Annotated in this window: 25 protein-coding genes and 1 riboswitch; of the genes, 13 read left to right on the top strand and 12 right to left on the bottom strand. The window is 35.6% G+C overall.

Features of this window, described 5'->3' with window-relative positions; genetic code table 11:
* The first annotated feature begins 498 nt into the window (after window positions 1–498).
* The 5 genes from ABTV71_RS18020 to pgl all read left to right on the top strand — a co-directional run bounded on the left by ABTV71_RS18020 (window position 499) and on the right by pgl (window position 5944).
* A complete protein-coding gene (locus ABTV71_RS18020) occupies window positions 499–1290 on the top strand; it encodes a CPBP family intramembrane glutamic endopeptidase (protein ID WP_121127444.1) in 792 nt (263 codons plus the stop codon).
* A 146-nt stretch (window positions 1291–1436) separates the two neighbouring features.
* Entirely contained in the window at window positions 1437–2015 is a 579-nt protein-coding gene (locus tag ABTV71_RS18015) for a helix-turn-helix domain-containing protein (protein WP_433900565.1), read from the top strand.
* A 291-nt stretch (window positions 2016–2306) separates the two neighbouring features.
* Window positions 2307–3725, top strand: a complete 1419-nt coding sequence (gene gndA, locus ABTV71_RS18010) for an NADP-dependent phosphogluconate dehydrogenase (RefSeq protein WP_433900564.1) — start codon at window positions 2307–2309, stop codon at window positions 3723–3725.
* A 9-nt stretch (window positions 3726–3734) separates the two neighbouring features.
* Complete coding sequence (gene zwf, locus ABTV71_RS18005; RefSeq protein WP_121127441.1) at window positions 3735–5216, top strand: glucose-6-phosphate dehydrogenase; 1482 nt, start codon at window positions 3735–3737, stop codon at window positions 5214–5216.
* Between the two features lie 17 nt (window positions 5217–5233).
* Entirely contained in the window at window positions 5234–5944 is a 711-nt protein-coding gene (pgl, locus tag ABTV71_RS18000; protein WP_433900563.1) for a 6-phosphogluconolactonase, read from the top strand.
* A 276-nt stretch (window positions 5945–6220) separates the two neighbouring features.
* On the opposite strand, the gene ABTV71_RS17995 is transcribed toward pgl, so the two are convergent.
* The gene (locus tag ABTV71_RS17995; protein WP_433900562.1) at window positions 6221–6778 is read right to left on the bottom strand and encodes a hypothetical protein; all 558 of its coding nucleotides are present in this window, start codon (window positions 6776–6778) and stop codon (window positions 6221–6223) included.
* Between the two features lie 733 nt (window positions 6779–7511).
* Complete coding sequence (locus tag ABTV71_RS17990; protein ID WP_433900561.1) at window positions 7512–7769, bottom strand: hypothetical protein; 258 nt, start codon at window positions 7767–7769, stop codon at window positions 7512–7514.
* A gap of 413 nt (window positions 7770–8182) precedes the next feature.
* On the opposite strand from ABTV71_RS17990, the gene ABTV71_RS17985 reads away from it, so the two are divergent.
* Genes ABTV71_RS17985 through ABTV71_RS17970 form a run of 4 tightly spaced genes read left to right on the top strand, consistent with a single transcriptional unit; the run spans window position 8183 to window position 9785 of the window.
* Window positions 8183–8278, top strand: a complete 96-nt coding sequence (locus ABTV71_RS17985; protein ID WP_121127452.1) for a DUF3606 domain-containing protein — start codon at window positions 8183–8185, stop codon at window positions 8276–8278.
* A gap of 18 nt (window positions 8279–8296) precedes the next feature.
* Window positions 8297–8563 (top strand): hypothetical protein, encoded by a 267-nt coding sequence (locus ABTV71_RS17980; protein ID WP_121127438.1) that lies wholly within the window; start codon window positions 8297–8299, stop codon window positions 8561–8563.
* A complete protein-coding gene (xth, locus tag ABTV71_RS17975; protein WP_433900560.1) occupies window positions 8560–9336 on the top strand; it encodes an exodeoxyribonuclease III in 777 nt (258 codons plus the stop codon). Before ABTV71_RS17980 ends, xth begins: the two co-directional genes overlap by 4 nt.
* 50 nt (window positions 9337–9386) lie before the next feature.
* The gene (locus ABTV71_RS17970; protein WP_433900559.1) at window positions 9387–9785 is read left to right on the top strand and encodes a hypothetical protein; all 399 of its coding nucleotides are present in this window, start codon (window positions 9387–9389) and stop codon (window positions 9783–9785) included.
* A gap of 85 nt (window positions 9786–9870) precedes the next feature.
* Here the strand turns inward: ABTV71_RS17970 and ABTV71_RS17965 are convergent, their stop codons facing one another.
* The 4 genes from ABTV71_RS17965 to ABTV71_RS17950 all read right to left on the bottom strand — a co-directional run bounded on the left by ABTV71_RS17965 (window position 9871) and on the right by ABTV71_RS17950 (window position 13033).
* The gene (locus ABTV71_RS17965) at window positions 9871–10068 is read right to left on the bottom strand and encodes a hypothetical protein (protein ID WP_433900558.1); all 198 of its coding nucleotides are present in this window, start codon (window positions 10066–10068) and stop codon (window positions 9871–9873) included.
* 507 nt (window positions 10069–10575) lie between these two features.
* Complete coding sequence (locus ABTV71_RS17960; protein WP_433900557.1) at window positions 10576–10761, bottom strand: hypothetical protein; 186 nt, start codon at window positions 10759–10761, stop codon at window positions 10576–10578.
* Between the two features lie 510 nt (window positions 10762–11271).
* Window positions 11272–12075 carry a (deoxy)nucleoside triphosphate pyrophosphohydrolase gene (locus tag ABTV71_RS17955; RefSeq protein ID WP_433900556.1) on the bottom strand — a complete coding sequence of 268 codons (804 nt, stop codon included), beginning with the start codon at window positions 12073–12075 and terminating at the stop codon, window positions 11272–11274.
* Between the two features lie 263 nt (window positions 12076–12338).
* A riboswitch (TPP riboswitch) is annotated at window positions 12339–12433 on the top strand.
* Window positions 12434–12538: 105 nt separating this feature from the next.
* Complete coding sequence (locus ABTV71_RS17950; RefSeq protein WP_433900555.1) at window positions 12539–13033, bottom strand: GNAT family N-acetyltransferase; 495 nt, start codon at window positions 13031–13033, stop codon at window positions 12539–12541.
* 531 nt (window positions 13034–13564) lie between these two features.
* Here ABTV71_RS17950 and ABTV71_RS17945 point away from each other — a divergent pair.
* From ABTV71_RS17945 to ABTV71_RS17930, 4 genes are all read left to right on the top strand, one after another.
* Complete coding sequence (locus tag ABTV71_RS17945; protein ID WP_433900554.1) at window positions 13565–14383, top strand: hypothetical protein; 819 nt, start codon at window positions 13565–13567, stop codon at window positions 14381–14383.
* Between the two features lie 14 nt (window positions 14384–14397).
* A complete protein-coding gene (locus ABTV71_RS17940) occupies window positions 14398–15216 on the top strand; it encodes a hypothetical protein (protein ID WP_433900553.1) in 819 nt (272 codons plus the stop codon).
* A 157-nt stretch (window positions 15217–15373) separates the two neighbouring features.
* Window positions 15374–15901 carry a hypothetical protein gene (locus tag ABTV71_RS17935; RefSeq protein WP_433900552.1) on the top strand — a complete coding sequence of 176 codons (528 nt, stop codon included), beginning with the start codon at window positions 15374–15376 and terminating at the stop codon, window positions 15899–15901.
* Window positions 15902–15911: 10 nt separating this feature from the next.
* Complete coding sequence (locus tag ABTV71_RS17930) at window positions 15912–16751, top strand: hypothetical protein (protein WP_433900551.1); 840 nt, start codon at window positions 15912–15914, stop codon at window positions 16749–16751.
* A 269-nt stretch (window positions 16752–17020) separates the two neighbouring features.
* Here ABTV71_RS17930 and ABTV71_RS17925 read toward each other — a convergent pair whose 3' ends face one another.
* The 6 genes from ABTV71_RS17925 to ABTV71_RS17900 all read right to left on the bottom strand — a co-directional run bounded on the left by ABTV71_RS17925 (window position 17021) and on the right by ABTV71_RS17900 (window position 21065).
* Entirely contained in the window at window positions 17021–17431 is a 411-nt protein-coding gene (locus ABTV71_RS17925; RefSeq protein WP_433900550.1) for a DUF6157 family protein, read from the bottom strand.
* Between the two features lie 315 nt (window positions 17432–17746).
* Entirely contained in the window at window positions 17747–17977 is a 231-nt protein-coding gene (locus ABTV71_RS17920) for a hypothetical protein (RefSeq protein ID WP_147430570.1), read from the bottom strand.
* Between the two features lie 36 nt (window positions 17978–18013).
* Window positions 18014–18511 carry a hypothetical protein gene (locus ABTV71_RS17915; RefSeq protein WP_433900549.1) on the bottom strand — a complete coding sequence of 166 codons (498 nt, stop codon included), beginning with the start codon at window positions 18509–18511 and terminating at the stop codon, window positions 18014–18016.
* Window positions 18512–18522: 11 nt separating this feature from the next.
* Window positions 18523–19047, bottom strand: coding sequence for a hypothetical protein (locus ABTV71_RS17910; protein WP_433900548.1), 525 nt, complete (start codon window positions 19045–19047; stop codon window positions 18523–18525).
* Between the two features lie 150 nt (window positions 19048–19197).
* Window positions 19198–19734, bottom strand: coding sequence for a hypothetical protein (locus tag ABTV71_RS17905; RefSeq protein WP_433900547.1), 537 nt, complete (start codon window positions 19732–19734; stop codon window positions 19198–19200).
* A 461-nt stretch (window positions 19735–20195) separates the two neighbouring features.
* A complete protein-coding gene (locus ABTV71_RS17900; protein ID WP_433900546.1) occupies window positions 20196–21065 on the bottom strand; it encodes an SMI1/KNR4 family protein in 870 nt (289 codons plus the stop codon).
* Window positions 21066–21477: the final 412 nt, after the last annotated feature.

Below are 21477 nucleotides of genomic sequence, written 5' to 3'. Positions count from 1 at the left end.
TTTTCAAAGATAATTGTGCCTTTTGTAGAATTAGATGTTGTATTAAAATTTTTGGATGTTGGGTAGTGCACCGGATCGTCATCTTATTGACAGATCATAAAAAATAGTTGACGTCTTTTATTTAGCACTTTCCGAAGTGTAATTTTGTTTGTCAATTTTTCCATCCGATCGTCGAAAAGCCAGCATATTGTGCAGTATTTGGCGACTGAACTAGAGATTTCTGCGAAATATTTAGCAAGCCTGTCAAAGCATGTTAGCGGACTTTAACACAGTACATTCAAGAGCAACTGATAGAAACAGCCATAAAGAAACTTTCTACAATAGCATTGTCCGTATGCGAAGCGGTGTTTGAATTAGGCTTTGAACATTCGCAATCATTCAGTAAATTGTTTAAAAGTAAAGCGCAATTATAGTTTAGGACCTAGCTTAAATACAGCCTCTTTGGATTAAAATTGCCGAAGTTACCTGGTGATTTTTCAAAAACGTTATTATTAAAAAATGAAATCAAAACTACCGCTAAAAATAATTCTTACCATTTTTTTAAGCTTTACTACTTACTATATTCTTTTTTTTAACTTCAAGCCTATTAAGGTTGGACTCGACAAAATTACCCAAGAGGGATTAATTAGCTATATCCTAACATATTTTATAATCGGAATTCCGATTTTTGCGGGAACTTTTTTAATTGACAGGGGGAGAAGTATCCTTAAAAATCTTGGCCTATTATCGAATATTTATATTGGCATCTCAACAAGTTTATTGTTTGCTTGTCCTATGTTTATCGGCGGATTTCTTTATTTCAAATTCAACAAAGAGATTCATTTTGAAAATTTAATAGCAGGGACTGTTGTTGCTGGTTTTATGGAAGAGCTTTACTTTAGGGGCTTTTTATTTGGACTATTATTTCGAAAGACCAACTTAGGTTTTATACCATCTATAATATTGGGTGCTTTAATTTTCGCTTTAGGACATTTATACCAAAGTAAGGACATAGGTGAACTATTGGGGATTTTTATGATTACCTTTTCAGGAGCAATCTTTTTTGCCTGGCTATTCGTAGAATGGGGCTATAATTTATGGGTACCTATTTTGACCCATACCTTCATGAACTTATGCTGGGAATTATTTCAGGTTGACGATTCTGCACTAGGTGGTAAGACAGCAAATGTTTTCAGAGGCATAACTATTCTAACAGCCATAATATTTACAATTTGGTACAAGAAGAAAAGAAATAAGAAACTAATAATTAACAGACAAACATTACTACTCAAAAAGAGAAACGATAAATAGCGAAATTTGCCAAATCGTGGCTAATAATTTTCAATTCAGGTTTTAACCTTTATTGAAAGCTGCATTTTAACTGAATCTTGGGATTCGATTATTATCATCTCGGTTCATACCTAATAAGTACAAGACCTGGCCGAATTGTAAAAACATTGGCAAAAAACATTAAGCAGTATGCATTTTTTGATTATTCGGTAAACGAGGCTTTGTTGTTATCAGAAAAAGAAGAAAATACACTTAATGGCATTATTGAAAACATACGACAGGAATATCATTCCAACGTTGATAAGTTTAGCAAACAAATCATTTGTTCACATGTTGAAAGTTTGCTTGGTTATTCGGAACGATTTTACAACCGTCAGTTCATTACAAGGGGAAAGGCCAATCATCAAATTTTGGAACGTTTGGAAAACCTGTTGACAGAGTATTTTAATAGCGATGACTTGGCAATTAAAGGTCTGCCATCTGTTCGATATGTTTCGAAAGAACTGAATCTCTCGCCAAGCTACTTAAGTAGCTTACCGCGAACAGTAACCGGCCAAAGCACACAGCAACACATACACGATAAATTGATAGAAAAAGCCAGGGGAAAACTCTCTAACACAAGCTTATCAATAAGTGAAATCGCTTACGAATTGGGATTTGAACATTCTCAATCGTTCAGTAAACTCTTCAAAACGAAGACAAAAACGAGTCCTCTGGAGTTTCGTAAACAGATAAATCTCAGATAACAAGTCAATACTATTCAAAATTTTGTATTGTAAGGGTAAAACTGCATGTTAAAGAATGCATGCAAACCTTTAGCATGTATTTACATATAGCCAATAGTAACTATTAAAAATTAGAGAATTTGGACCTGAATTAGTTTATGTTTAGAATGATGTCATTATCAACGTATTATTAATTAATGATATTTTTCAGTTGATGATAACTAATGTCACGATTGAAAGAAAATTTTAGATAATTTTTTTACTGGCATGCATTTCAGTAAATTTGATGTATAACATAAACTTTAAGTAAGAATGGAAAAGTATAATTACGGGGTCATTGGCCTGGGTGTAATGGGAAGAAATCTGCTTTACAATATTGCCGATAATGGTTTCTCTGTCGTAGGATTCGATTTAGATGAAGAAAAGGTAATAGAACTTCGTAAAGGAGTGGCTTCAGGTACAAAGGTTGTTGGAACTGTTTCTCTAGAGGAATTTGTGTTGAGTTTAGACAGTCCGCGAAAAGTTATTTTGATGGTTCCTGCAGGCAAACCGGTTGATGCTGTTCTTGAAAGCATAACACCACTTCTGAGCCCAAAAGATATTGTCGTTGATGCGGGAAATTCTTATTTCAAAGATACCGAGAGACGTATAGCTGATTTAGCTTCTAAAAGCCTCCATTTTATGGGAATGGGAGTTTCTGGAGGAGAGCAGGGCGCAAGAAGAGGACCAAGTATTATGCCAGGTGGAGATTTGGAAGTTTTCAAATTGGTGAAGCCTATGCTGGAAGTTATTTCAGCAAAAGTAAAGGGGGAGCCCTGCACCGCTTATATGGGGAAAGGAGCTGCAGGGAATTATGTTAAAATGGTTCACAACGGTATTGAATATGCCATCATGCAATTAATCAGTGAAGCATACGATTTACTGAGAAAAGGAGCTAATCTTAACAATAAACAATTGTATGAAGTTTTCCAAAGATGGAATGAAGGCGAGATGAATTCTTTCCTTATTGAAATAACAAGAGATATTTTCCAGCAAAAAGATGATGTAACAGACGGTTTTCTTGTCGACAAGATTTTAGATAAAGCAGGAGCAAAAGGAACCGGAAAATGGACCTCCCAGGAGGCTATGGAAATTGGGGTGTCTATTCCAACAATCGATATTGCTGTAACATCAAGAATTTTATCCGCTTACAAAGATGAGCGAGTGAAAGCTTCTCAATTATATGCTAAAGAAGAAGTAAAAACTCCTGAAAATACAGAATTGTTCATCAAAGAGGTGGGGGATGCGTTGTATTTATCTACTTTAATCAGTTATGCTCAAGGTTTGGCATTATTGGTAAAAGCTTCTGAAGAATATCAGTTTGAAATTCCGTTAAAAGATGTTGTTAAAATCTGGAGGGGTGGATGTATCATCCGTTCGGTTTTATTGGAAAAATTTTACCTGGCTTATTCAAAATACGAGAACTTATCTAATATTTTATTGGATCAGGAAATTTCAGAAATTGTAAAAGATAAAATTTCTTCATTAAGAAAAACAGCTGCTTTTGCTGTATCAAACGGAATTCCAAGCTTAGGAATTCAGTCAGCTCTAGGGTATTTCGAAGCTTACACCACAGCATCTTTACCTGTAAACTTGCTTCAGGCGCAACGTGATTATTTTGGTGCACACACTTACCAAAGAACTGACAGAGAAGGAGTCTTTCATACGTCATGGCAAAACCCAAATAACTAAATCCTAACAATGAGTGACAACACAATCCTGCATCCCACAACGATCGTTATTTTTGGTGCAACAGGGGATTTGGCAAAAAGAAAGCTTTTTCCTGCCTTTTACAATTTATATATCGATGGCAGAATGCCAAAAGGGTTTAATATTTTAGCTTTGGGAAGAGCCGAAAATACGGATGAAAAATTCAGGGCTTATATTAAAGAAAATCTGGAGAGTTTTTCCAGAAAGACTGTAATCAAGGAAGAGTGGGCTGGTTTTCAGGCCCACATCAGCTATTTTCAGCATCAGCTTGATGAAGAAAGCTCTTATCAGAATTTATATCAGAAACTGGAAAATTTTGATAATGTGTATGGAATGAGAGGAAATAGACTGTTCTATTTGTCGATTGCACCAAACTTTGTATCGGTCATTTCAAATCATCTTAAAAATACGTCAATAGCATCTGATCCAGCAACAGATCGAATTATTATCGAAAAACCTTTTGGTCACAATAAAGAATCTGCCATTGAGCTAAATAATCTTCTTTCGCAAACTTTCCAGGAAGAACAGATTTATCGTATCGATCATTATTTAGGTAAAGAAACCGTTCAGAATATTTTAGCGTTCAGGTTCGGAAATTCAATTTTTGAACCTCTTTGGAATCACAGACATATAGAATCGGTGCAGATTACGGTCGCTGAAGAAGTAGGAGTGGAAACAAGAGCCAGTTTTTATGAGCAGACAGGAGCTTTGCGCGATATGATTCAGAATCATCTTTTGCAAATTCTTTGTATGGTTGCTATGGAACCTCCGGCTTCACTTGAATCGGGTGAGATCAGGGACCGTAAAGTTGATGTTTTAAAATCCATCCGTAGGATTTCTCCCGAAAAAGTAGATTATTATGCGGTAAGAGGACAGTACGGACGAGGCAAAGTAAATGGGCTAAAAGTAAATGGTTATCGCCAGGAAGAGGGAATTGCTCATGATTCCAATACGGAAACATTTGTCGCTATTAAGTTTTATCTGGATAATGAAAGATGGGAGGATGTTCCTTTTTATGTTCGTACCGGGAAGAAGATGAAAGAAAAGCATTCTTATATAACGATCCAGTTTAAGCCACTTCCAAATTCTACGTTTTCAGAAAGCACCTCGCTTCTGTCGGCCAACCGATTGGTTATTAATATCCAGCCACAAATGGACATCAGATTGCAGTTTATGTCTAAAAAACCAGGCTTGTCTTTAGAGCTCAAACCTGTGGAAATGATTTTCGATAATTTTGCCTGTCAGACCGATACGCCCGAAGCTTATGAAACGCTTTTATTGGAAGCACTCGTGGGAGACCTTACACTGTTTATGCGCTCCGATCAGGTAGAAGAAGCTTGGGATGTGATAAAAACGATTCAGGAAACCTGGGAAAAAACCAAAGACCCATCTTTCCCAAATTATGCTTCGGGAAACTGGGGACCTGATGACAGTGATGCACTGGTAGAGCGGCAGGGACATCAGTGGGTTTAAAATCTAATTAAAAGAGAATGAATATTACGATATTTGATAACCTGGATGCTTTATATAAAAAAGCAGCAGATACATTTGTTGAGCTTTCGAAAAAAGCAATCCAGAAGCATGATAAATTTGTGGTTGCCTTGAGTGGAGGCTCTTCACCGAAAGCCATTTTTAGTTTATTAGCTACGCCCGAGTACGCAGATAAAATAATTTGGAACAAAATATATTTTTTTTGGGTAGATGAAAGATGGGTTCCTCTTGAAGATGAGAAAAGTAATTTTAAGATGACTTGGGAAGTACTTTTGAGTAAGGTACCAGTCAATAAAAATCAGATTTTCCCCATGTATAAAGAGGGAGTTGAGCCTGAAAATTACGCTAAAGAATACGAAACTCAAATCAGAAATATTTTGGGAGCTGACGGTATTTTTGATTTCATCCTTTTAGGAATGGGAGATGATGGCCACACAGCTTCTCTGTTTCCAGGTGAAAAGATTTTACAAGAAAAAGAAAAATGGGTTGATGCCTACTATCTAAAGCCACAGGCAATGTTCAGAATTACTTTGACCGAACCTATTATCAATAAAGCCGAAAATATTCTGATTGTTACCTTTGGTAAATCCAAGAAAAACGCTTTGAATGAAGTTCTTAATGGCGTCTATAATCCTGAACTATATCCGCTGCAGTTAATTGAAAAGAAAGCGGGAGTCCAGATTTTCACCGATAAAGAAGCTGGAATTTAATGTCATTTAACTCTAGTTGGCTTCTAGTCAAAAAAGGCTCCCTTATTGATTAATAAGAGAGCCTTTTACTTGAAAAAATAGAAGGTTCGTAACCAGTCATTGGTTTGGAAATATTGCTGGCAACGTTTCAAGGCTTGACGATGCCGGACAATCGAAGCACAAATCTTCAATTTTGTGCAAAAGTTCAATTAAATAACCTTCGCAGATAAACTGACAAAAATGCGCAATCAAATTTGTTCATCCGGCTTGTGGCAATACCTTGTTGGCAGATTTTTTTTAATTGCCTTTGGTCGGTTGAACACCATTAGCATCAGCTTTGGAACTTTTTGCGAGATAGTTTAATACATCACGTTTAAAATTTTCTGTTACAAATATCTGTTGAACTGTATAGTTGAAATTTTTATCAATTCCTTTGGAAAAATTGCTGATAAATTTTTGTTTATGTTTCTTGTCAAATGAGTCAAATATAAATGTCAATTTTGCTGAATTTTCGTCTAGTGTTTCAATATTAATTTTCCATCTAAGTGTCCCCTCCTTAGAAAAAGACTCGTTAATAACCGGTTTTATTGGATGTTTAAGTGTCTCAGCACTAAATTCCCCTTTGAATAGCATTAATAAGTTGGTCTCAAAAGATTTTTCTTTGATTGTTTTCTGATATTTATTCAAATTTGTTACGATTATAGCAGATTTGTAATTTTTGTTTTCGGTAAAATAAAGTGTGGTAATATTATTATTGTGAGTGATAGAATCTATTTTAGTTTCCGTCAGCTCATAGTCAGTCAGATAATGAAGGTTAAAATTATCAAAATATCTTACAATTTTTTTTACAGGCAATTGTATTGTTTCTGTTTGATTGTTATTGCGAATTTCCTGTCCGTACGAAAATGAACTTGCGAAAATTATTAGTAGGCAATTGATAATCTAAAAATAAAATATGAATTGTTTTTCATTTTTTTAGTGTTTGGATAAAATTTCTGTTTAGGCTTGCCGAAGGCGGGGAAACCGAAGCCGAAACCTTCAACTAATATAAAAGATTGCATGATTTTAAATTTTCACATTTCTGCCAACGTTATTAAAAATGAAACAAGCTTTCACCTATACAAGCACTTTGACTTAAGATGTATTGGCAATTGTTCAAATGTAAAAATATTAATTTTTGCAGAGTAGACCATTTACAATTCGTAGAGGATCGTCTAAAATTCGTTAAAAAGAATGTGATTCAATTAGTTTGGCTGATGCAAAACCATTGTTAGTGGTGGTTTTATTCATTCAGCTCGGAGTTTGTTGATTCTTTTTCTGAATAATAACAATTCAAATGCTGTAAAAAATAGATAAATTGTCGAAAAAACTACCAGATTTCTGAATAAAGTAACAGTGTCATCGTATAATATATTGTCCGATACACTTTCAGGAACTAACCGAAGAAACTTTTGAAGAGCATCGAAATGAAAATAATGTCCGCTTTTTTTACGACTACATCGACGAAAATATTAATCGATTAAATCGAAAAAATAGGACTAACAATAGTTTGCGACAACTTAGTATAGCACTCGAAAAAGTTTGGAATTTAGAAACAGAAGAAGATAGGAGCAGTAGACTTTGGGACCTCCCGGACAACTTGTTTAGGTTTTTTGTCCAGCCTGAATCCAGGGAATGTTGCCGGTTTACGAATCCTTCCGGTTTTGGTCCAGGTTGCAGATTCAAAATTAGCTACAAGTTGAGGTTTTAATCTATGCATCTTCGCGCCTTTAGTATCGAGTACTTTATTAACAAAAGGTGACTCATCAATTTCTATGGTCTGCAGCTTCCTAAGGATACCGGGCATTTACTTATCTTTAAATCCGCCGCCACTACGTCCGATGCAGATAAACTTCCCGTTTTCATAAGAGCCAAATAAATGGCTTATGAATGATCTCGCTTTATCAGATTCCGCCCAGCCACCAATGACAAATTCCTGCTGTTTTCGGGTCGGCGTCTTACTCCTCACTATCCAACGGGGTACAAAGCATCGGGGTTAAATGAGCAGGCATATTTTTCATCACACGACTTTTCTGGTAAACATATACCACAAGCCTTTAGTTGTCGAATATTAACTGTTTTGTTAATATCTCAAAACAATCAAACTGTATGTGTTTGCGCTTGTTCTATTCAAAAAACCGTTTTGTATGTCAGACAATAAAAATCAAAAGGACGCAAGAGATCGCAATCAGGTTGCAGGACGCGAATGGTATGAAGTAGATTTACATCGCAAAAGAACTTGGCGTATCTCTTCAGGAAGTCGAAGCGGCAATTGAGAAGATCGGTAATAGCAGAAAGAAATCACTAAATATCTAAAAAACAATAAGAAATGATATGACAGATAGAACCACATTTACAGGAATCCCAGTGACCAATAGCGAAGGAGTTGAAAAATATTTTGATTTCGAAGTTGGTGAGGAGGGGGAGGACCGCCAATATGCTCGCATTACTATGGACGGCTGCCAGCTGATTTTAGGTAAAGACCTGGCTTATATCAAAGGTGATCTGCCGGAGCAGTGGCATAGACCTGCCATCAGCAAATTGCTTTTTTTATTACAGGTTGACCGTAGCAAGGATGGCGCTTTGAATAACGATAAATGAAAATAGCAACCTACAACGTCAATGGTATTAATGGGAGACTAAACGTATTGCTTCGCTGGTTAAAGGAAGAGACGCCAGATATCGTTTGTTTACAGGAACTAAAAGCCCCGCAGGAACGCTTTCCCTTAAAAGCCATTAATGACGCTGGTTATAACGCTGTGTGGCATGGCCAGAAAAGCTGGAACGGTGTAGCTGTCCTTTCTAAATTTGAAATTGCCGAAGTGACAAGGGAGTTACCTGGTGATAAAGAGGATAGCCATAGCCGGTACCTGGAGGTTATAATCAACCAACTGTTAATATGCTGTCTTTATTTGCCCAACGGTAATCCTTATCCAGGGCCTAAATTCGAGTACAAATTGGCCTGGATAAAGCGATTAATGAAACGGTCAAAAGCTCTTTTAAAAATGGAAGTGCCTGTTATCCTTATTGGTGATTTCAATATTATCCCTACGGAACAGGATGTCTACAAGCCGGAAAAATATATAGAAAATGCCCTTTTTAGAATTGAAGCTCGAAAAGCTTTTAAACAGCTTATCGGCCAAGGGTGGATCGATTCAATCCGGACGCTTTTTAAAGATCAACAGGTTTATACCTTTTGGGATTATCTAAGGAATGCATATGGTCGAAATGCTGGGCTACGGCTGGATCATGTTCTTTTAAGCCCCATCGTTGCTCCGTTGCTATTGGAAGGAGGGATCGACCGACACGTTCGGGGATGGGAAAAAGCCAGTGACCATGCGCCTGTCTGGATTATATTGAAAGATAAAAAATAAATATGGCTGCTAGTAGGAGATCCAAAAATGAGTTGCTAAAGGAGGCACGATTGCAGGAACTTGAAGGTAAAACCGAAGATGCCATAAAAAGCTACAGCCAAGTTATACGCAAAGACCCATTACAGTCCGGGGCATACAATCGCTTAATGATCCTTTATCGAAAGCTAAAAGATTATAAAAAAGAGTTGGCAGTTATTAAGCAGGCCATCGGCGCATATGAAAAAGATATAAAGGACGACCAACAAACTTGGAAGAAGGCAAACCGTAAATCTGCCCGGCTTAGTCTCAGCCTGGCTAAATCAATGGGGCTTCTCAACGACAAAGACCTTCCAGTTTATGAAGATCCGCAGATCCTAGCATGGAGAAAACGGCAGGAAACGGTTCAGAAAAAAATTAAAACTCCTCCAAAACCACAAAAAAAGAAAGTTGTAGCGCGTACAAAAAAGTAAAACCAGGATTTCTACCTGATTAAGTAGAGCTTATTTGAAAACTTCCTGCTGTTCGGTATAAAAGGTTTGGCCGCGATAAGCGGTTCTATTCGATTTTTTTCTTTTTATCGTTTTCTTTTTCCTTCTTGAAATGCTCTCGCGCTCTTTTAAGCCCGGTGGCTATTGCAATACCTTCTTCAGTACCCTCTTCCAATAGCGCATTCGCAACCTCGGTCGCTTTCTCCCGTATTTTAACAGGCTGATTTTTATATGATGGTGGATAGTCTCCATTATACCAAGGCATAGTTCCTCCTTTTTTTATGGAACAATTTGCTGGTACAGATAGTTTATCATTCCTATCACTATTAGGCCGTTCGTTTTGATGTGTTATGCTCCAATAATCGGCAATTGGTTTTATAGAATTCCAGTGTTTCCTCAATAGCAGCTCATTTCATTTATCAAAGAGATTCCAACTTTTTAAGAAATGTCTGTCAGCCTGATTATCTTACCTTCCTCGGAAAACTCAAAAACAGATTTCCCTTTTAAATTTATTTCATCACCTTTGTTCAGTCCGTTCGGAAAATCCATTGCTGCAATAGCCGTGTATTTAATTGTGATTTCCGTCGAACTATAGTTATGAGTTATTGATTCGATAGACTCTTTTCCGTTCTTTCAACCTATTCTTCAATATGATCTTTCAATTCTTCTTTCAGTCGATAGAATAATTCTAATTCATACTTTAGCTGTTCTTCTTCCGAAACGACTGGTGGTAGGTGTGGTTTTGAAGGATCGAACGGGCCTTTTACAATTTCTAAATTGACCACGCTGTACAAAGTACAAGAATCTTCTTTCGGGTGTCCTTGTTGACATCACTGTACTTTTTTTTGCTGTAATTTGTCTTGGTCGTAACCATCGCCTTCCTTGAAAAAAATGAAGGTTCGTAGCCAATGCCGTCAAATACAGGTTCTTTGCTCAAATGGTTTGAAAATAATGACATAGTAATATTTTTTAGTATTTGTAATTCGTGCTATTGATTAGCTTCGAATGTCAAACTTTCCACATTTTATAAATCTTTAAGAGATAACAACATCAAAGCACATGCTGTTTCAGATAAAAAATGTTTGTGAAAAGTAGCACTCAAAGAGGGGTGAGGGAATCATGGAGCGCTTGCTAAATGGCTGTTCCCAATCCGCTTTTAAAGCAACCTTGGATGAAAAGAAGGTGGCGACAATTTTCAATAGCTATAAAAATATTGATTCGTTAAGTATCGCTTTTTTTCGCAATCAGTCCGTACGTCTATATATATCAGAGCCAACGAACAAATTGTCTAAACATATTGCTAATAAAGAGCTACCAATATATTACCTTAATTTTGGGGGCGATCAATGAATATCCTACCCACATATTTTGTAGGGTTTACTGCACAGGTGGCAAATCACTGCTGCAAATTGAAAGGCATCAACACGGATAACTATACAATAAGGTTATGATCATACAAAGAGTCAAATCACGAGCTTTTAATCCTGAAAAATAGCCCGCAGATTATAGCAGCGGTCGAATAACATAATATCGGCATCAGTCGCCCGTTGCCCTGCGTCAGCGATGCTGTGAGCGCAATCCCAGCAATTGAAATCGAAGTTAGGGTCAATTTAATCCACTTTACTTGAATAGTACTCTCGTTAAGTATAAAGAATGCCGACAGATAGCATAGCAAGGTAGGAACGGCATATATTGCGCTAAAATATAGGCATAATATCAACCAGGCTATTGATTGTACACTATCTAGCGAACCAATTAAATCAAATTTAGTATTCTGGCTAAATAATATCGAACCTAACAACAAGATACCACTCCAATGCCTAACAATATATTTCCAGTTTAAGCTCCTGGACTTGTTTGGAGCCGTCTGATCACTCGGAATCCGATATTCATCAAGCAGTTGCTGCGCTATGGATACATCGGCAGGAGCAAGCTTCCTATTCAATAGTTCTTCCACCTTGACCCATTCGATCAGGTCATGATCAGTAGATTCTACCACAGCGTCTTCAGTTGTGCAGATAAGGGAGATCAGCTGGATCGGATTCTTCTCATTATGGTGAATGGCATTTCTAAAGTGCCGTTTGATTTTTACTGTCAAATTTAATTCTTCGATCAGTTCACGTCGCAATGATTCCTCATAAGATTCTGACGCTTCCACTTTTCCGCCCGGGAATTCCCAGTAACCGCATAACGATTTTTCTGGTTTTCTTCGGCAGATCAAGACCAGATCATTTTTGAATATAATTCCGCAGACAACTTTTATGATAGCCATAAGCTTTGGGTAATTAAAGTGATATTTTAGCTCACAGCAACTACAGTTGTTCTTCTCGGAGGCAATCTTGCACTAGAAATAATCGGTCGTTGCAGTTCACTCTTCTCTGTTACCTTTTTTGGATTAAGGTAAATCTTTTTTTCTTTACTTTTAATGGTTGTATGAGATTATTATCGACCCATCGAATTCGTTTAGCCTATCTATTTGTAATAAACTAACAAATCTTTTTAAAACTAAATACGATTGGCCTTTGTCCTTATATTGGAAATATTTTGGGGTGGTTTGAAAAAATCTGAGAATATACCCATAGAACCTGATCCAGGTAATGCTGGCGAAGGAAGAAATGTTTCCTGGGGTTTTGGTTTCGGCCAAAACCCTTGTTGTTTATTAGAATTACAAACTTAATTGTTTGCCCTTTAACTGTCAGATTACATCGAAACTATTTCAGCTGAGTACTGCCCCACTATAAAACCCTTTTTTCAAGGATAATGATATCGTCTTCATTACTTATCTTCTGAAAACCCAATTTTTCAGCAAATTTCAATGCTTTAAGATTCGTTATTTCCGTCTTTGCTACCAATACATTTACCTGGTACTTTTCTTTTGCTACTGCTATCAACAACTCAAAAGCTGCAGACATTATTCCTTTTCCCCAATATTCGGGCAGCAGGGCACCACCAATCTCAATTTTCTTTTCTTCCTGATTCCAGTGGTGTAAGGCGCAGTCACCAATAACTATATTCTCATTTTCCACAGTTTGTATACTGTAGAGTTCCTCACAAAGAGATAGAATATGTTCTGTAAACTGTACCGGATTCATATACTCCTCATCAGTTGTCCGATCCTTGTCGGCTGATTCATCTCCAAAGTACAATTGATAAAATGACTCAGCATCTTTCACAGACATTTCTTTCAATATGATCTTTATATGGTCTCCATCCGATTTCATGACCTCCATAGATTATAATTTTTATGTTTATTTATCAATAACTGCTGATCGAAGCTCTTTCAGTTCCCCCAATACGATATTCAGATCAGTATCTTGTTGGCGTGTTCTATTATCGCACAGGTTACTTGCAGCAGTGAGGTCTAAAGTTAATGATTATCTTGGTTGAAGCAATCGGTTGTAAATAGAGTAATATATACAAAAAGATTACTCAGTCAATGTTTTATGGTATGTTTGGAGATAAATTAATTCTTTTGTTTATTTCATTTTTTATATATTTATTTGAATTAAAGTATATGTATAACAGTTTTCTTAATTAAGCTATGCTTTAGTTCAACGTGAAGTCTATTTCGATTCCTAGCTCCTTAAGCACCTTGTTTTTTTCCGTAGCCAATTATATTATGATTTCTACATCTTTTTAATATGGGATTTAATCCAAATTTAATTCGAACTATTGATGTTGAAATGCGCCCTTTAGATATTGATGCATTACAGTATCCACGTAACTTGTCTGTGGATATCAGTTAGAAAATTTAAAAAGATATGAAAAGGTTTATCATTATTGCATTTTATGTTATCTTTTTTCAATACTGTTTTGCTCAATCAATAACAGATATAGGTAGAGTATATATAAACCAAAAGAATGGCGAATACAGTACATTTCTAAAAGAAGACACACAGGTAGATAGTGTCATTATTGTATACAAAGACCGTCTCCCTGTTTCTTTGCGTTTTTATTATTTAGATAGTGTAAAACGCGCTGTTGAAGATTTTTATTACCTAGATTTCCCTGGCGATCGTTATCTACTGAACTTGGCCTTCGGGAAGCTTAATATTCCTGAATGTCCAACAGTAACATTAATACCTCCACCGTATAGAAAGGAAATCCTAAAAAAAAGAAAAGTAGATACTCATGCAAAATTCTATCGTGACTCGGTTAGATACGAGGCAATAATAACTGAAGTAGAAAGTGATCCTTCTGTTAGAGAACCTACAATGGTTACATTTTCAGCGAATTATTACCAAGGAAGTAAAAAACTACAGCAGGATTTTAGCGCTTTTATGGAGACTTTGGGAAAAAGTAAAATACCTAAAAATGGAAGTGTATTTCTATTCCAGGGTCTTGTAAAAGAGGATGGGAGCCTAGGCAATGTTAAAACGATTATTGGTGATAATAGTATCTATGGGGACCTATTAAAAAAGTGGTTAGTCAATTTAGGGAAACCATGGAAGTCTGCTACACAAGGTGGTAGACACGTGAAAAGTAATATAGATATTTTTGTAGAAGTAAAGGGAGAACATGCCCAAATTTCTACATGTGGTTATAACAGAAATCCTAAATCATACAAGAAAACGAACTAAAACGCCACCTATATATGAAATTGATTTGCTGCTTTCTAGTTATTTTTATTTGTTTTAATACAGCTTTAGCCCAAAAGAAGGTCCATTTTAGGAATAAACATGTGCGGAAAGATATTGCAAAGATATTTGAAAATTATCCTGATGTAAATGGTTTTCAAATAAACTTTCGAAATGATACCGCCGAATCAATTTATATACTTGGGAAAATTGAGGATAATATATTGAAAGGCTCAAAATATAAGACTTATTATTCCCTCAAATATGCTGGCGATCTATTTTTTTTGAAAAAGAAATATTCTCTTATCGAGAAATTGACAAAAAATAAAGAATTGGTGAATTCTATTGATAGGCAGAGCAGTAATTTTATTTTAAGCGTGGAGGCTCAGTCAATTTCTATAAAGCCTCTCTTTGACGGGTCAGTCTTTTGTGGATTTAGACATTCATCTCAGTTGAAATTTCAAAGAAAACTAAATGCTAATTATAAGGAAACCATAGTTCCATCTGGTGATTCTATTCTGATTCTTCAAGCTATTGTAAACAGAGATGGTAGCCTTGGGAAAAAAATGCTATTGCATGGAGATGAAGACGACAAATTATATAGTTATATATGTGATAATTATCAGGACTATAATCAAGAAAACAAAGCTAACCTAAATACGAAGGGATTGTTTTTGCCATATCGATCAGGAGGAACACCTTTTACCAGCATTATAGAGATCTTTGTACGCTTAAATCCTGATAGGACATTTAGCGTCAGTGGGAGTGGTAGAGAAAGAAAGCTTCGAATTAAGGATTATAAAGAAGATCCGAACGATCCTCTGCAGCTATTTTAATAATATTACAGAGCATTATAAACTCTGATAAGCAATTAATCCTGGCAATACGCAATCTGTAGATCCTTGGAAGAGGGATGCCGGTTCGAGGAAGATTGTAGCTGTAAAGACCGGAAGCCAGCGCTTTGTTTACAATGATTATGGTAACGAACTATTAATGGAGGAGTATAAATTGACTTCAGCTAAAAAAATAACGGTAACCGCTTATAAGGCTGTTGGCGTAAAGGAAAACGGAACTTTACGTCCGGCTACAGCTGCAGAAGGTTCGAATTGTCTGGGATGGGCTTTGACTGGTGGAGAATATACTTTTATTGATGATCCTGCTACAAATAATATTGACGAGGGAATGGTAACTCGGGTAGGATTAAAAGCTGGTAAGATAGCGGCTGACTCAATTATTGTTTTTCGGGCTACGGTAATAGCAGGAGAGTCCCGTAATCAGGATAAATTACAAATGGACGAATTAATTTATGGCAAAGAGACGTATTTCTCTGATATTGTACGTAAGGTTTTGAATGATACAAATAATAAATCCAGTATGCCAGGGCATTCGAATTGGGCTGCGGCAACAAATGCTAGCGCAAGGCCGCAAACAACACGTATCAAAATTTTTGCTTGGTTAAAACCTAATGGACAGGTTGAGTTAAAACTTCCATCCAAATTGCAAAATTGGACAGGAGACTAAGTTCAAAAAGATGAAATTTTTATTTTTGCTATTACTAACTATTGGCTCTTTTATAGAAAATAGTTGTGCCCAATCTGCTTTTAAAGATTCTTCGGATGAGAAGAAGATACAGGCAATTTTCAATACCTATAAAAATATTGATTCCTTAGATATTGTTTTTTTTAAAAATATTCCATTACTTCTTTATGTTGATGAACCATTGGAGGCCGAACTAGCCTACACGGGAAATAAAAAAAAGCTAACAATATATTACCTGAATTTTGAGGGCGATCAGTTTTGGTTAAAAAGAAAATATAACCTTTTGTATGACTTTGTTTTTCAGAAAGAATTGATCTCTAAAATTAAATCTCCTGAACATGAGGAAGAATTTGGAATAGCAATTACTCCCAAGGGATCTAGAATTGTCGATGCATCTTCATACAGTTCTGCTTCCGGCCCAGGTGCATTCCTCAATCCTCAGAGAAAGCAGGATTTCATCGACCTGCTCAACAAAAATTACTTGAGCAAAAATGAAGCGGTCACTGACTCCATATTGATTATTCAGTTTGCTACAACACGGGATGGCACCCTGGGGCAACATGAAATTATCCATGGGCACAAGGGATCATCGCTCTACAAAAACTTTTTCAAGACATACGCTGAATTTAACTCCACATTGCCTAAAGAGAGATATCCTGCTACCAAAGGACTTGTCTTGCCAAAAATGCAAAACGGAGAAAGAGCAGGGCTGATCGATATTTTCATCCGCCTTAATCCCGACAGAACATTTACTGTTTCGGCACAAGGAAATGATAGAGATCTAAAAATTAAGGATTTTAAAAACGATCCTGATAATCCACTTTTCTTATAGATTATTGATAGACGGTAAATAAGGAAGGGACGTAAAAGTAGGCTTTTTAACAATGTTTTTTTATGATCAATTTGTTTTTTATAGATTACTACAGCCAAGATAACGGCGAGCTCACCACAAACACTGTATGCCCTACTGCCACGGTTCTGTCTGAACAGTGACTGGGATGAATTTTGAAAAGTATTTTTTTGTTATTAAAGATGATTGTACTTTTAAACAAAGCTGTGGGATTGCTTCGAAGGACTCTATCGCTCTTAATTAGATTGTTTTTATTTATTTGATTTCATAGCCTTTACTTTTTTGACGTTCGAGTCAGCCAAGAATTTTTGGTATTCGTCTGTTTCCATTCCATAGAGTGCAACTCTGCCGTTATTATCGCTGTGTATACCAAAGCCATAAGTTTTTGTTAGGGGAGATGCTCTGAAACATGGTTGCCCTTTTGAGAAAAATTGCTCTCTTGCTTGTTGATATTCAGCTTTTGTAAGTTCATTCCTGTCGGCAAGCACTTGAAAAAGGATGTCATCGGAGGTATATTTATATGGATTTTTGGCAATCATTTCATACTGCATCTCTGCAACGGTCTTTTTGTCTTTTGCAGGTGGTTTTGTACCGCAGTTTACTTTGGTATCTTCAGCTACTATAATAAAAGTGTCAAAAAAGTTGGTCGTATGTATTTTCATTTTGTTTGTTGTTTTTTTGATTATGGTGTCTATTGTTCGCCGTTTGATTGCTTACGTCGCAGCAACTCTTTGTATATATCCGAACTATCCTTTTTCAAAATAATATAAATGCTTGGTTCTAAAATATGAAAAAATTACTTAGGCCGATTTACTTTCTGGACAAAGTCTTCGGATATTGTAAAATATTCTAATCCTATAACTAATAGAATCGAACATAAAATAGACTTTTTGTAGTATGATTCCCAAACTCAAATACCAAATCCGAATACTGCAAAAAAGCAATAGAAAATCAACAAGCAAAATAAACAGCAGAATTTAATTAAATGCCATTCCAATACTCCCCCAAATTCTACCAGGGTTTTCTGAGCCATTTACCGCTTTTGCTTCAAACAAATTGCTTATGAAATTTTTTGACCAACCGAAACCTATGGAATTTTTATCAAGCAATGAGCTACCAGGATAGGAAATCGCGGCTATGATTATAAATATCACCGAAGTAGTTAAACATATCAAAACCACATACTTCTTAATCGCCTCTTTTATCATAGAATCAAAAATTAGCATTAAATAACAATCGAGAAATTAAGAGATCGCACGTGCCATAAATATTTTTGATAAAATCTTTTTATATAGAAAGAATTTACCTTTAAGCGGTTTATTATCAAATAAGTATAAATTAATTAGATCAAATTGAAGTATGCCCGATTCACATTCACCAAATACACCTGTATCAATTTGGATTGGAATAATTATTTTCTCAGTCTCTTTTCCCAGTGACTTCAGGTCCATATAAAGAGATTCAAAATCTATATCTTCTCGTACTCTTTGGACTTCTGCTATAAATTGGGGATAGGCACTGTCTGAAAAGCGAAGTGAGTTAATTTTTCCATATTGATCAAAGGAAATTACCATCAATGTCAATACAGGGATACACCTTTCCTGTAGTTGTGGCGGGTATTTGAAATTTCTAAGGAAAGAATTTTCAAACTTCTTGAAGTTATCAATTTTTCCCTTATCCTGAGCGTATACACTATTGATCACCGCATAGAGGATGATCAGTATGAATTTGATTGATTTCATTGTCTTAATATTTAATCGTTTATAACGGTAAGGACAAGGGGAGCATAAAAATAGACATCTCCAAAAACTTGTGTACCGTTAAAATTATATAGATCTTGAGATACTTTGCTCTTAGGATCTGAAAACTCTTTTGATACCCGTGCTAGTCTAATCTCGACGGGGATCATAATAGGTATATCACGCTTCCCCATATTAAGATCATCATATACTACATTAAAATCTAATTTATCTTTAATTCTTAGCAACTCTTTAATCATAAGCGGATGTGCACTATCCGAAAATTCTAAGTTAAATTGCTTTGTTTTCTCATCATACTGGACCTTTAATGTAAAAAATGATGGAATAGAGGCTTTCTCCAAATCCTTTGGATACCTTAAGTGATGAACAAAACTCGATTGTAATTTTGTACAATGATTATTTGCATCTTGGCTGTAAACGATAGTTTTAATCCACATGAGTATCACAGCAATCAGTATTAATTTTTTCATACTTAGTTGACATTTTTTTCCTTTATATCCCATTTCGTAATCTGCCATTATAGTTGCTCTTTCGTTAAGGCTTCTCTTTAAATTCTGTAGTCACTAGCTTCTTTTTCGGATAGATCGTTATTTCACCTAAAAAATTAGCGGTGTGGAGATCATTATTGCTTTTAATCCTTTTCATAATCGGCAACTCTATGCTGGATTTTAATCTGGCGTGAAAAACTGGTTTGCAGGTATTTCAAGGGAATCAACATATCGGCGATTAAAACTATCATTCAGTAGGCCGGAACGGACGAAGGTGAATTTTTTAAGTTTTTCAGGGTCATCCTGATCCTCGAATTTTTTTGCATAGATAAGTGAATCCTTCGATAAGAGAAGAATTTCATATCCGGCAAATTCAGATGTTACCATTGTATGATCAGATAGTTTATAGGGTATTTCAAATGCTTTGCGAGGAGAGACAGATGAGCTAATGAAATAGAGCTTGGTGTCATCTATCTTTAGACTTTGGAATACATCCCTTACATCCGGCACAGCGATTATTTTACTACCATCTAATCTAGTCACATCAATCTGTGCCCAATTATTTTTGAGGTTATTTAAATCAACTTGAGCAGATGCATTATTGGAAAACAATACTGCTAACAAAATGAATAGATTAATAATGAGTATCTTATCATATTTTCTCAATTCAACAAGGTTTACGGTTAATAATGGAAGCTTTTTCGCTAGGCTTTTCATCGTTTGGTCAAATATGCTTTAACGAAAGTAATAATTTTTCCTTGAAAAATGTGCCGTTGATTTTAGATGATCAGTTTTTATGAAAGCCCCATGCGGAAGCTCACCTTTCTTTGCTAATGATCATGAGTTTTATAACCGGTTCATCCGTTAAAGAAGAAAAAATCGTACTTTTCGGGATCTCGCCGATACCGCTTACATTGGAATTATTTAGTTTTGGATATGGTTAGTTAGGGTGAGATTACATTTTAAGTCATCTTTTGTGATTTTTTTTCCATAATTATGTAGCGTCGTCATTTTTAGTTGTCGGTCGGTTAAAATTACCACTAACGTTTCACGGCTTGGCGATGGTGGGGCATTTGAAAAACTTGAGCCGAACCTTAGCACAAATGTTGAATAGGATTACTAATGTTGAATTTTGCACGTCAAGCCCCACTATTGCCAAACCCAATGTTAGCGGCAGTTTATTTCAGTTGTCTATAATCAGTTTTTTCACTTTGTCTAACGTTGTTTCTATATTCAAGAATAATTTCAGATTTATAGTTGCTTGTCAAATATATTAAATTGTCTTTATCGAGTGTGGGAAAATTCGTTAGCGAAAGTTGTCCCTTGAAATAGGTTGAACTTTCGTAAACCACTAATGGTAAATAGTTCAATTGTTTCAATAATTCAGAAATTGACAATGTAGAAACCTTTCGTAATTCACCAATAAATTTGGATTTATTGTCAGGAACTTGAATTACCACAAGTCTGTATTCAATTGAATTAAATTGTTTGTTGTGTTCATTGTCTTGGTCAAAACGTTCAAAAGTTTCACCAGGTTGCAGGCTGTTAAATAACCATTTGGTAAATGTCTTGTCAATTCTGTTTGTGAGTTTTTTAGCCGAATTTGGAACTTTCAAGTAAAAAGTTGTTTCTACCCAATTTTTGAATTTGTAGTCTGTCTTAGTTTCTGTTGGCGGTTTTTGTAAATCGTCATAAGCTAAATTTGCATATCCAATCGCAAGAATATTTAAAAAGTCAACAAAATTATTTGCAACAATAAACCAGTCATTTCCCTCTGAACCCAAATGAACAATTTTTTGGTCGTTGCCATTTTGCCAAATTGCAAAAATTCCACCGTCACCCGAATGTCCAAAAGCTGCAATATATTTTTCTAATTTTTGTCCATTGTCAAAATAATGTGTCATTGAATTTGAGAAACCGTGTAATTCAAAGTCGGTTACTATATTGTCGTAGCCATTTTCGTCAATCCAATCGCAAAATATTTTAAGTTCTGCAGGAAATTGAACTTCGGTCGGAAAAGTTTGTTTGATTTTGTCTGCAAGTGTCATAGGTAAGATTGTCATGTCTAAATTGCTGCTAACGTTTCAGGCTTTGAGATGGCGGGCAAGCCGAAAACCTTCAACTAATATAAAAGATTGCACGATTTTAAATTTTCACATTTCTGCCAACGCTATTAAAAATGAAACAAACTTTCACCTATACAAGCACTTTAACTTAAGATGTATTGGCAATTGTTCAAATGTAAAAATATTAATTTTTGCAGAGTAGACCATTTACAATTCGTAGAGAATCGTCTAAAATTCGTTAAAAAGAATGTGACTCAATTAGTTTGGCTGATGCAAAACCATTGTTAGTGGTAGTTTTATTCATTCAGCTCGGAGTTTGTTGATTCTTTTTCTGAATAATAAAAATTCAAATGTTGTAAAAAATAGATAAATTATCGAAAAAACTACCAGATTT

Source organism: Sphingobacterium puteale (assembly GCF_050986225.1).
GTDB classification, from domain to species: Bacteria; Bacteroidota; Bacteroidia; order Sphingobacteriales; family Sphingobacteriaceae; genus Sphingobacterium; species Sphingobacterium puteale.
The sequence above is the reverse complement of the archived record's forward strand: the minus strand, read 5'-3'. Positions and strand labels throughout refer to the sequence as shown.

What these genes read in the sequence shown, in the direction of transcription:
- ABTV71_RS18020 (WP_121127444.1), top strand. Translation starts at nt 499, where the DNA reads ATGAAATCAAAACTACCGCTAAAAATAATTCTTACCATTTTTTTAAGC.
- ABTV71_RS17925 (WP_433900550.1), bottom strand. Translation starts at nt 17,431, where the DNA reads ATGAAAATACATACGACCAACTTTTTTGACACTTTTATTATAGTAGCT.
- ABTV71_RS17955 (WP_433900556.1), bottom strand. Translation starts at nt 12,075, where the DNA reads ATGGCTATCATAAAAGTTGTCTGCGGAATTATATTCAAAAATGATCTG.
- ABTV71_RS17965 (WP_433900558.1), bottom strand. Translation starts at nt 10,068, where the DNA reads ATGCCTTGGTATAATGGAGACTATCCACCATCATATAAAAATCAGCCT.
- ABTV71_RS17960 (WP_433900557.1), bottom strand. Translation starts at nt 10,761, where the DNA reads ATGTCATTATTTTCAAACCATTTGAGCAAAGAACCTGTATTTGACGGC.
- ABTV71_RS17915 (WP_433900549.1), bottom strand. Translation starts at nt 18,511, where the DNA reads ATGAAATCAATCAAATTCATACTGATCATCCTCTATGCGGTGATCAAT.
- gndA (WP_433900564.1), top strand. Translation starts at nt 2,307, where the DNA reads ATGGAAAAGTATAATTACGGGGTCATTGGCCTGGGTGTAATGGGAAGA.
- ABTV71_RS17920 (WP_147430570.1), bottom strand. Translation starts at nt 17,977, where the DNA reads ATGATAAAAGAGGCGATTAAGAAGTATGTGGTTTTGATATGTTTAACT.
- ABTV71_RS17910 (WP_433900548.1), bottom strand. Translation starts at nt 19,047, where the DNA reads ATGGCAGATTACGAAATGGGATATAAAGGAAAAAAATGTCAACTAAGT.
- ABTV71_RS17980 (WP_121127438.1), top strand. Translation starts at nt 8,297, where the DNA reads ATGACAGATAGAACCACATTTACAGGAATCCCAGTGACCAATAGCGAA.
- ABTV71_RS17935 (WP_433900552.1), top strand. Translation starts at nt 15,374, where the DNA reads ATGGAGGAGTATAAATTGACTTCAGCTAAAAAAATAACGGTAACCGCT.
- ABTV71_RS17930 (WP_433900551.1), top strand. Translation starts at nt 15,912, where the DNA reads ATGAAATTTTTATTTTTGCTATTACTAACTATTGGCTCTTTTATAGAA.
- ABTV71_RS17940 (WP_433900553.1), top strand. Translation starts at nt 14,398, where the DNA reads ATGAAATTGATTTGCTGCTTTCTAGTTATTTTTATTTGTTTTAATACA.
- ABTV71_RS17900 (WP_433900546.1), bottom strand. Translation starts at nt 21,065, where the DNA reads ATGACACTTGCAGACAAAATCAAACAAACTTTTCCGACCGAAGTTCAA.
- ABTV71_RS17905 (WP_433900547.1), bottom strand. Translation starts at nt 19,734, where the DNA reads ATGAAAAGCCTAGCGAAAAAGCTTCCATTATTAACCGTAAACCTTGTT.
- pgl (WP_433900563.1), top strand. Translation starts at nt 5,234, where the DNA reads ATGAATATTACGATATTTGATAACCTGGATGCTTTATATAAAAAAGCA.
- xth (WP_433900560.1), top strand. Translation starts at nt 8,560, where the DNA reads ATGAAAATAGCAACCTACAACGTCAATGGTATTAATGGGAGACTAAAC.
- zwf (WP_121127441.1), top strand. Translation starts at nt 3,735, where the DNA reads ATGAGTGACAACACAATCCTGCATCCCACAACGATCGTTATTTTTGGT.
- ABTV71_RS17945 (WP_433900554.1), top strand. Translation starts at nt 13,565, where the DNA reads ATGAAAAGGTTTATCATTATTGCATTTTATGTTATCTTTTTTCAATAC.
- ABTV71_RS17950 (WP_433900555.1), bottom strand. Translation starts at nt 13,033, where the DNA reads ATGGAGGTCATGAAATCGGATGGAGACCATATAAAGATCATATTGAAA.
- ABTV71_RS17990 (WP_433900561.1), bottom strand. Translation starts at nt 7,769, where the DNA reads ATGCCCGGTATCCTTAGGAAGCTGCAGACCATAGAAATTGATGAGTCA.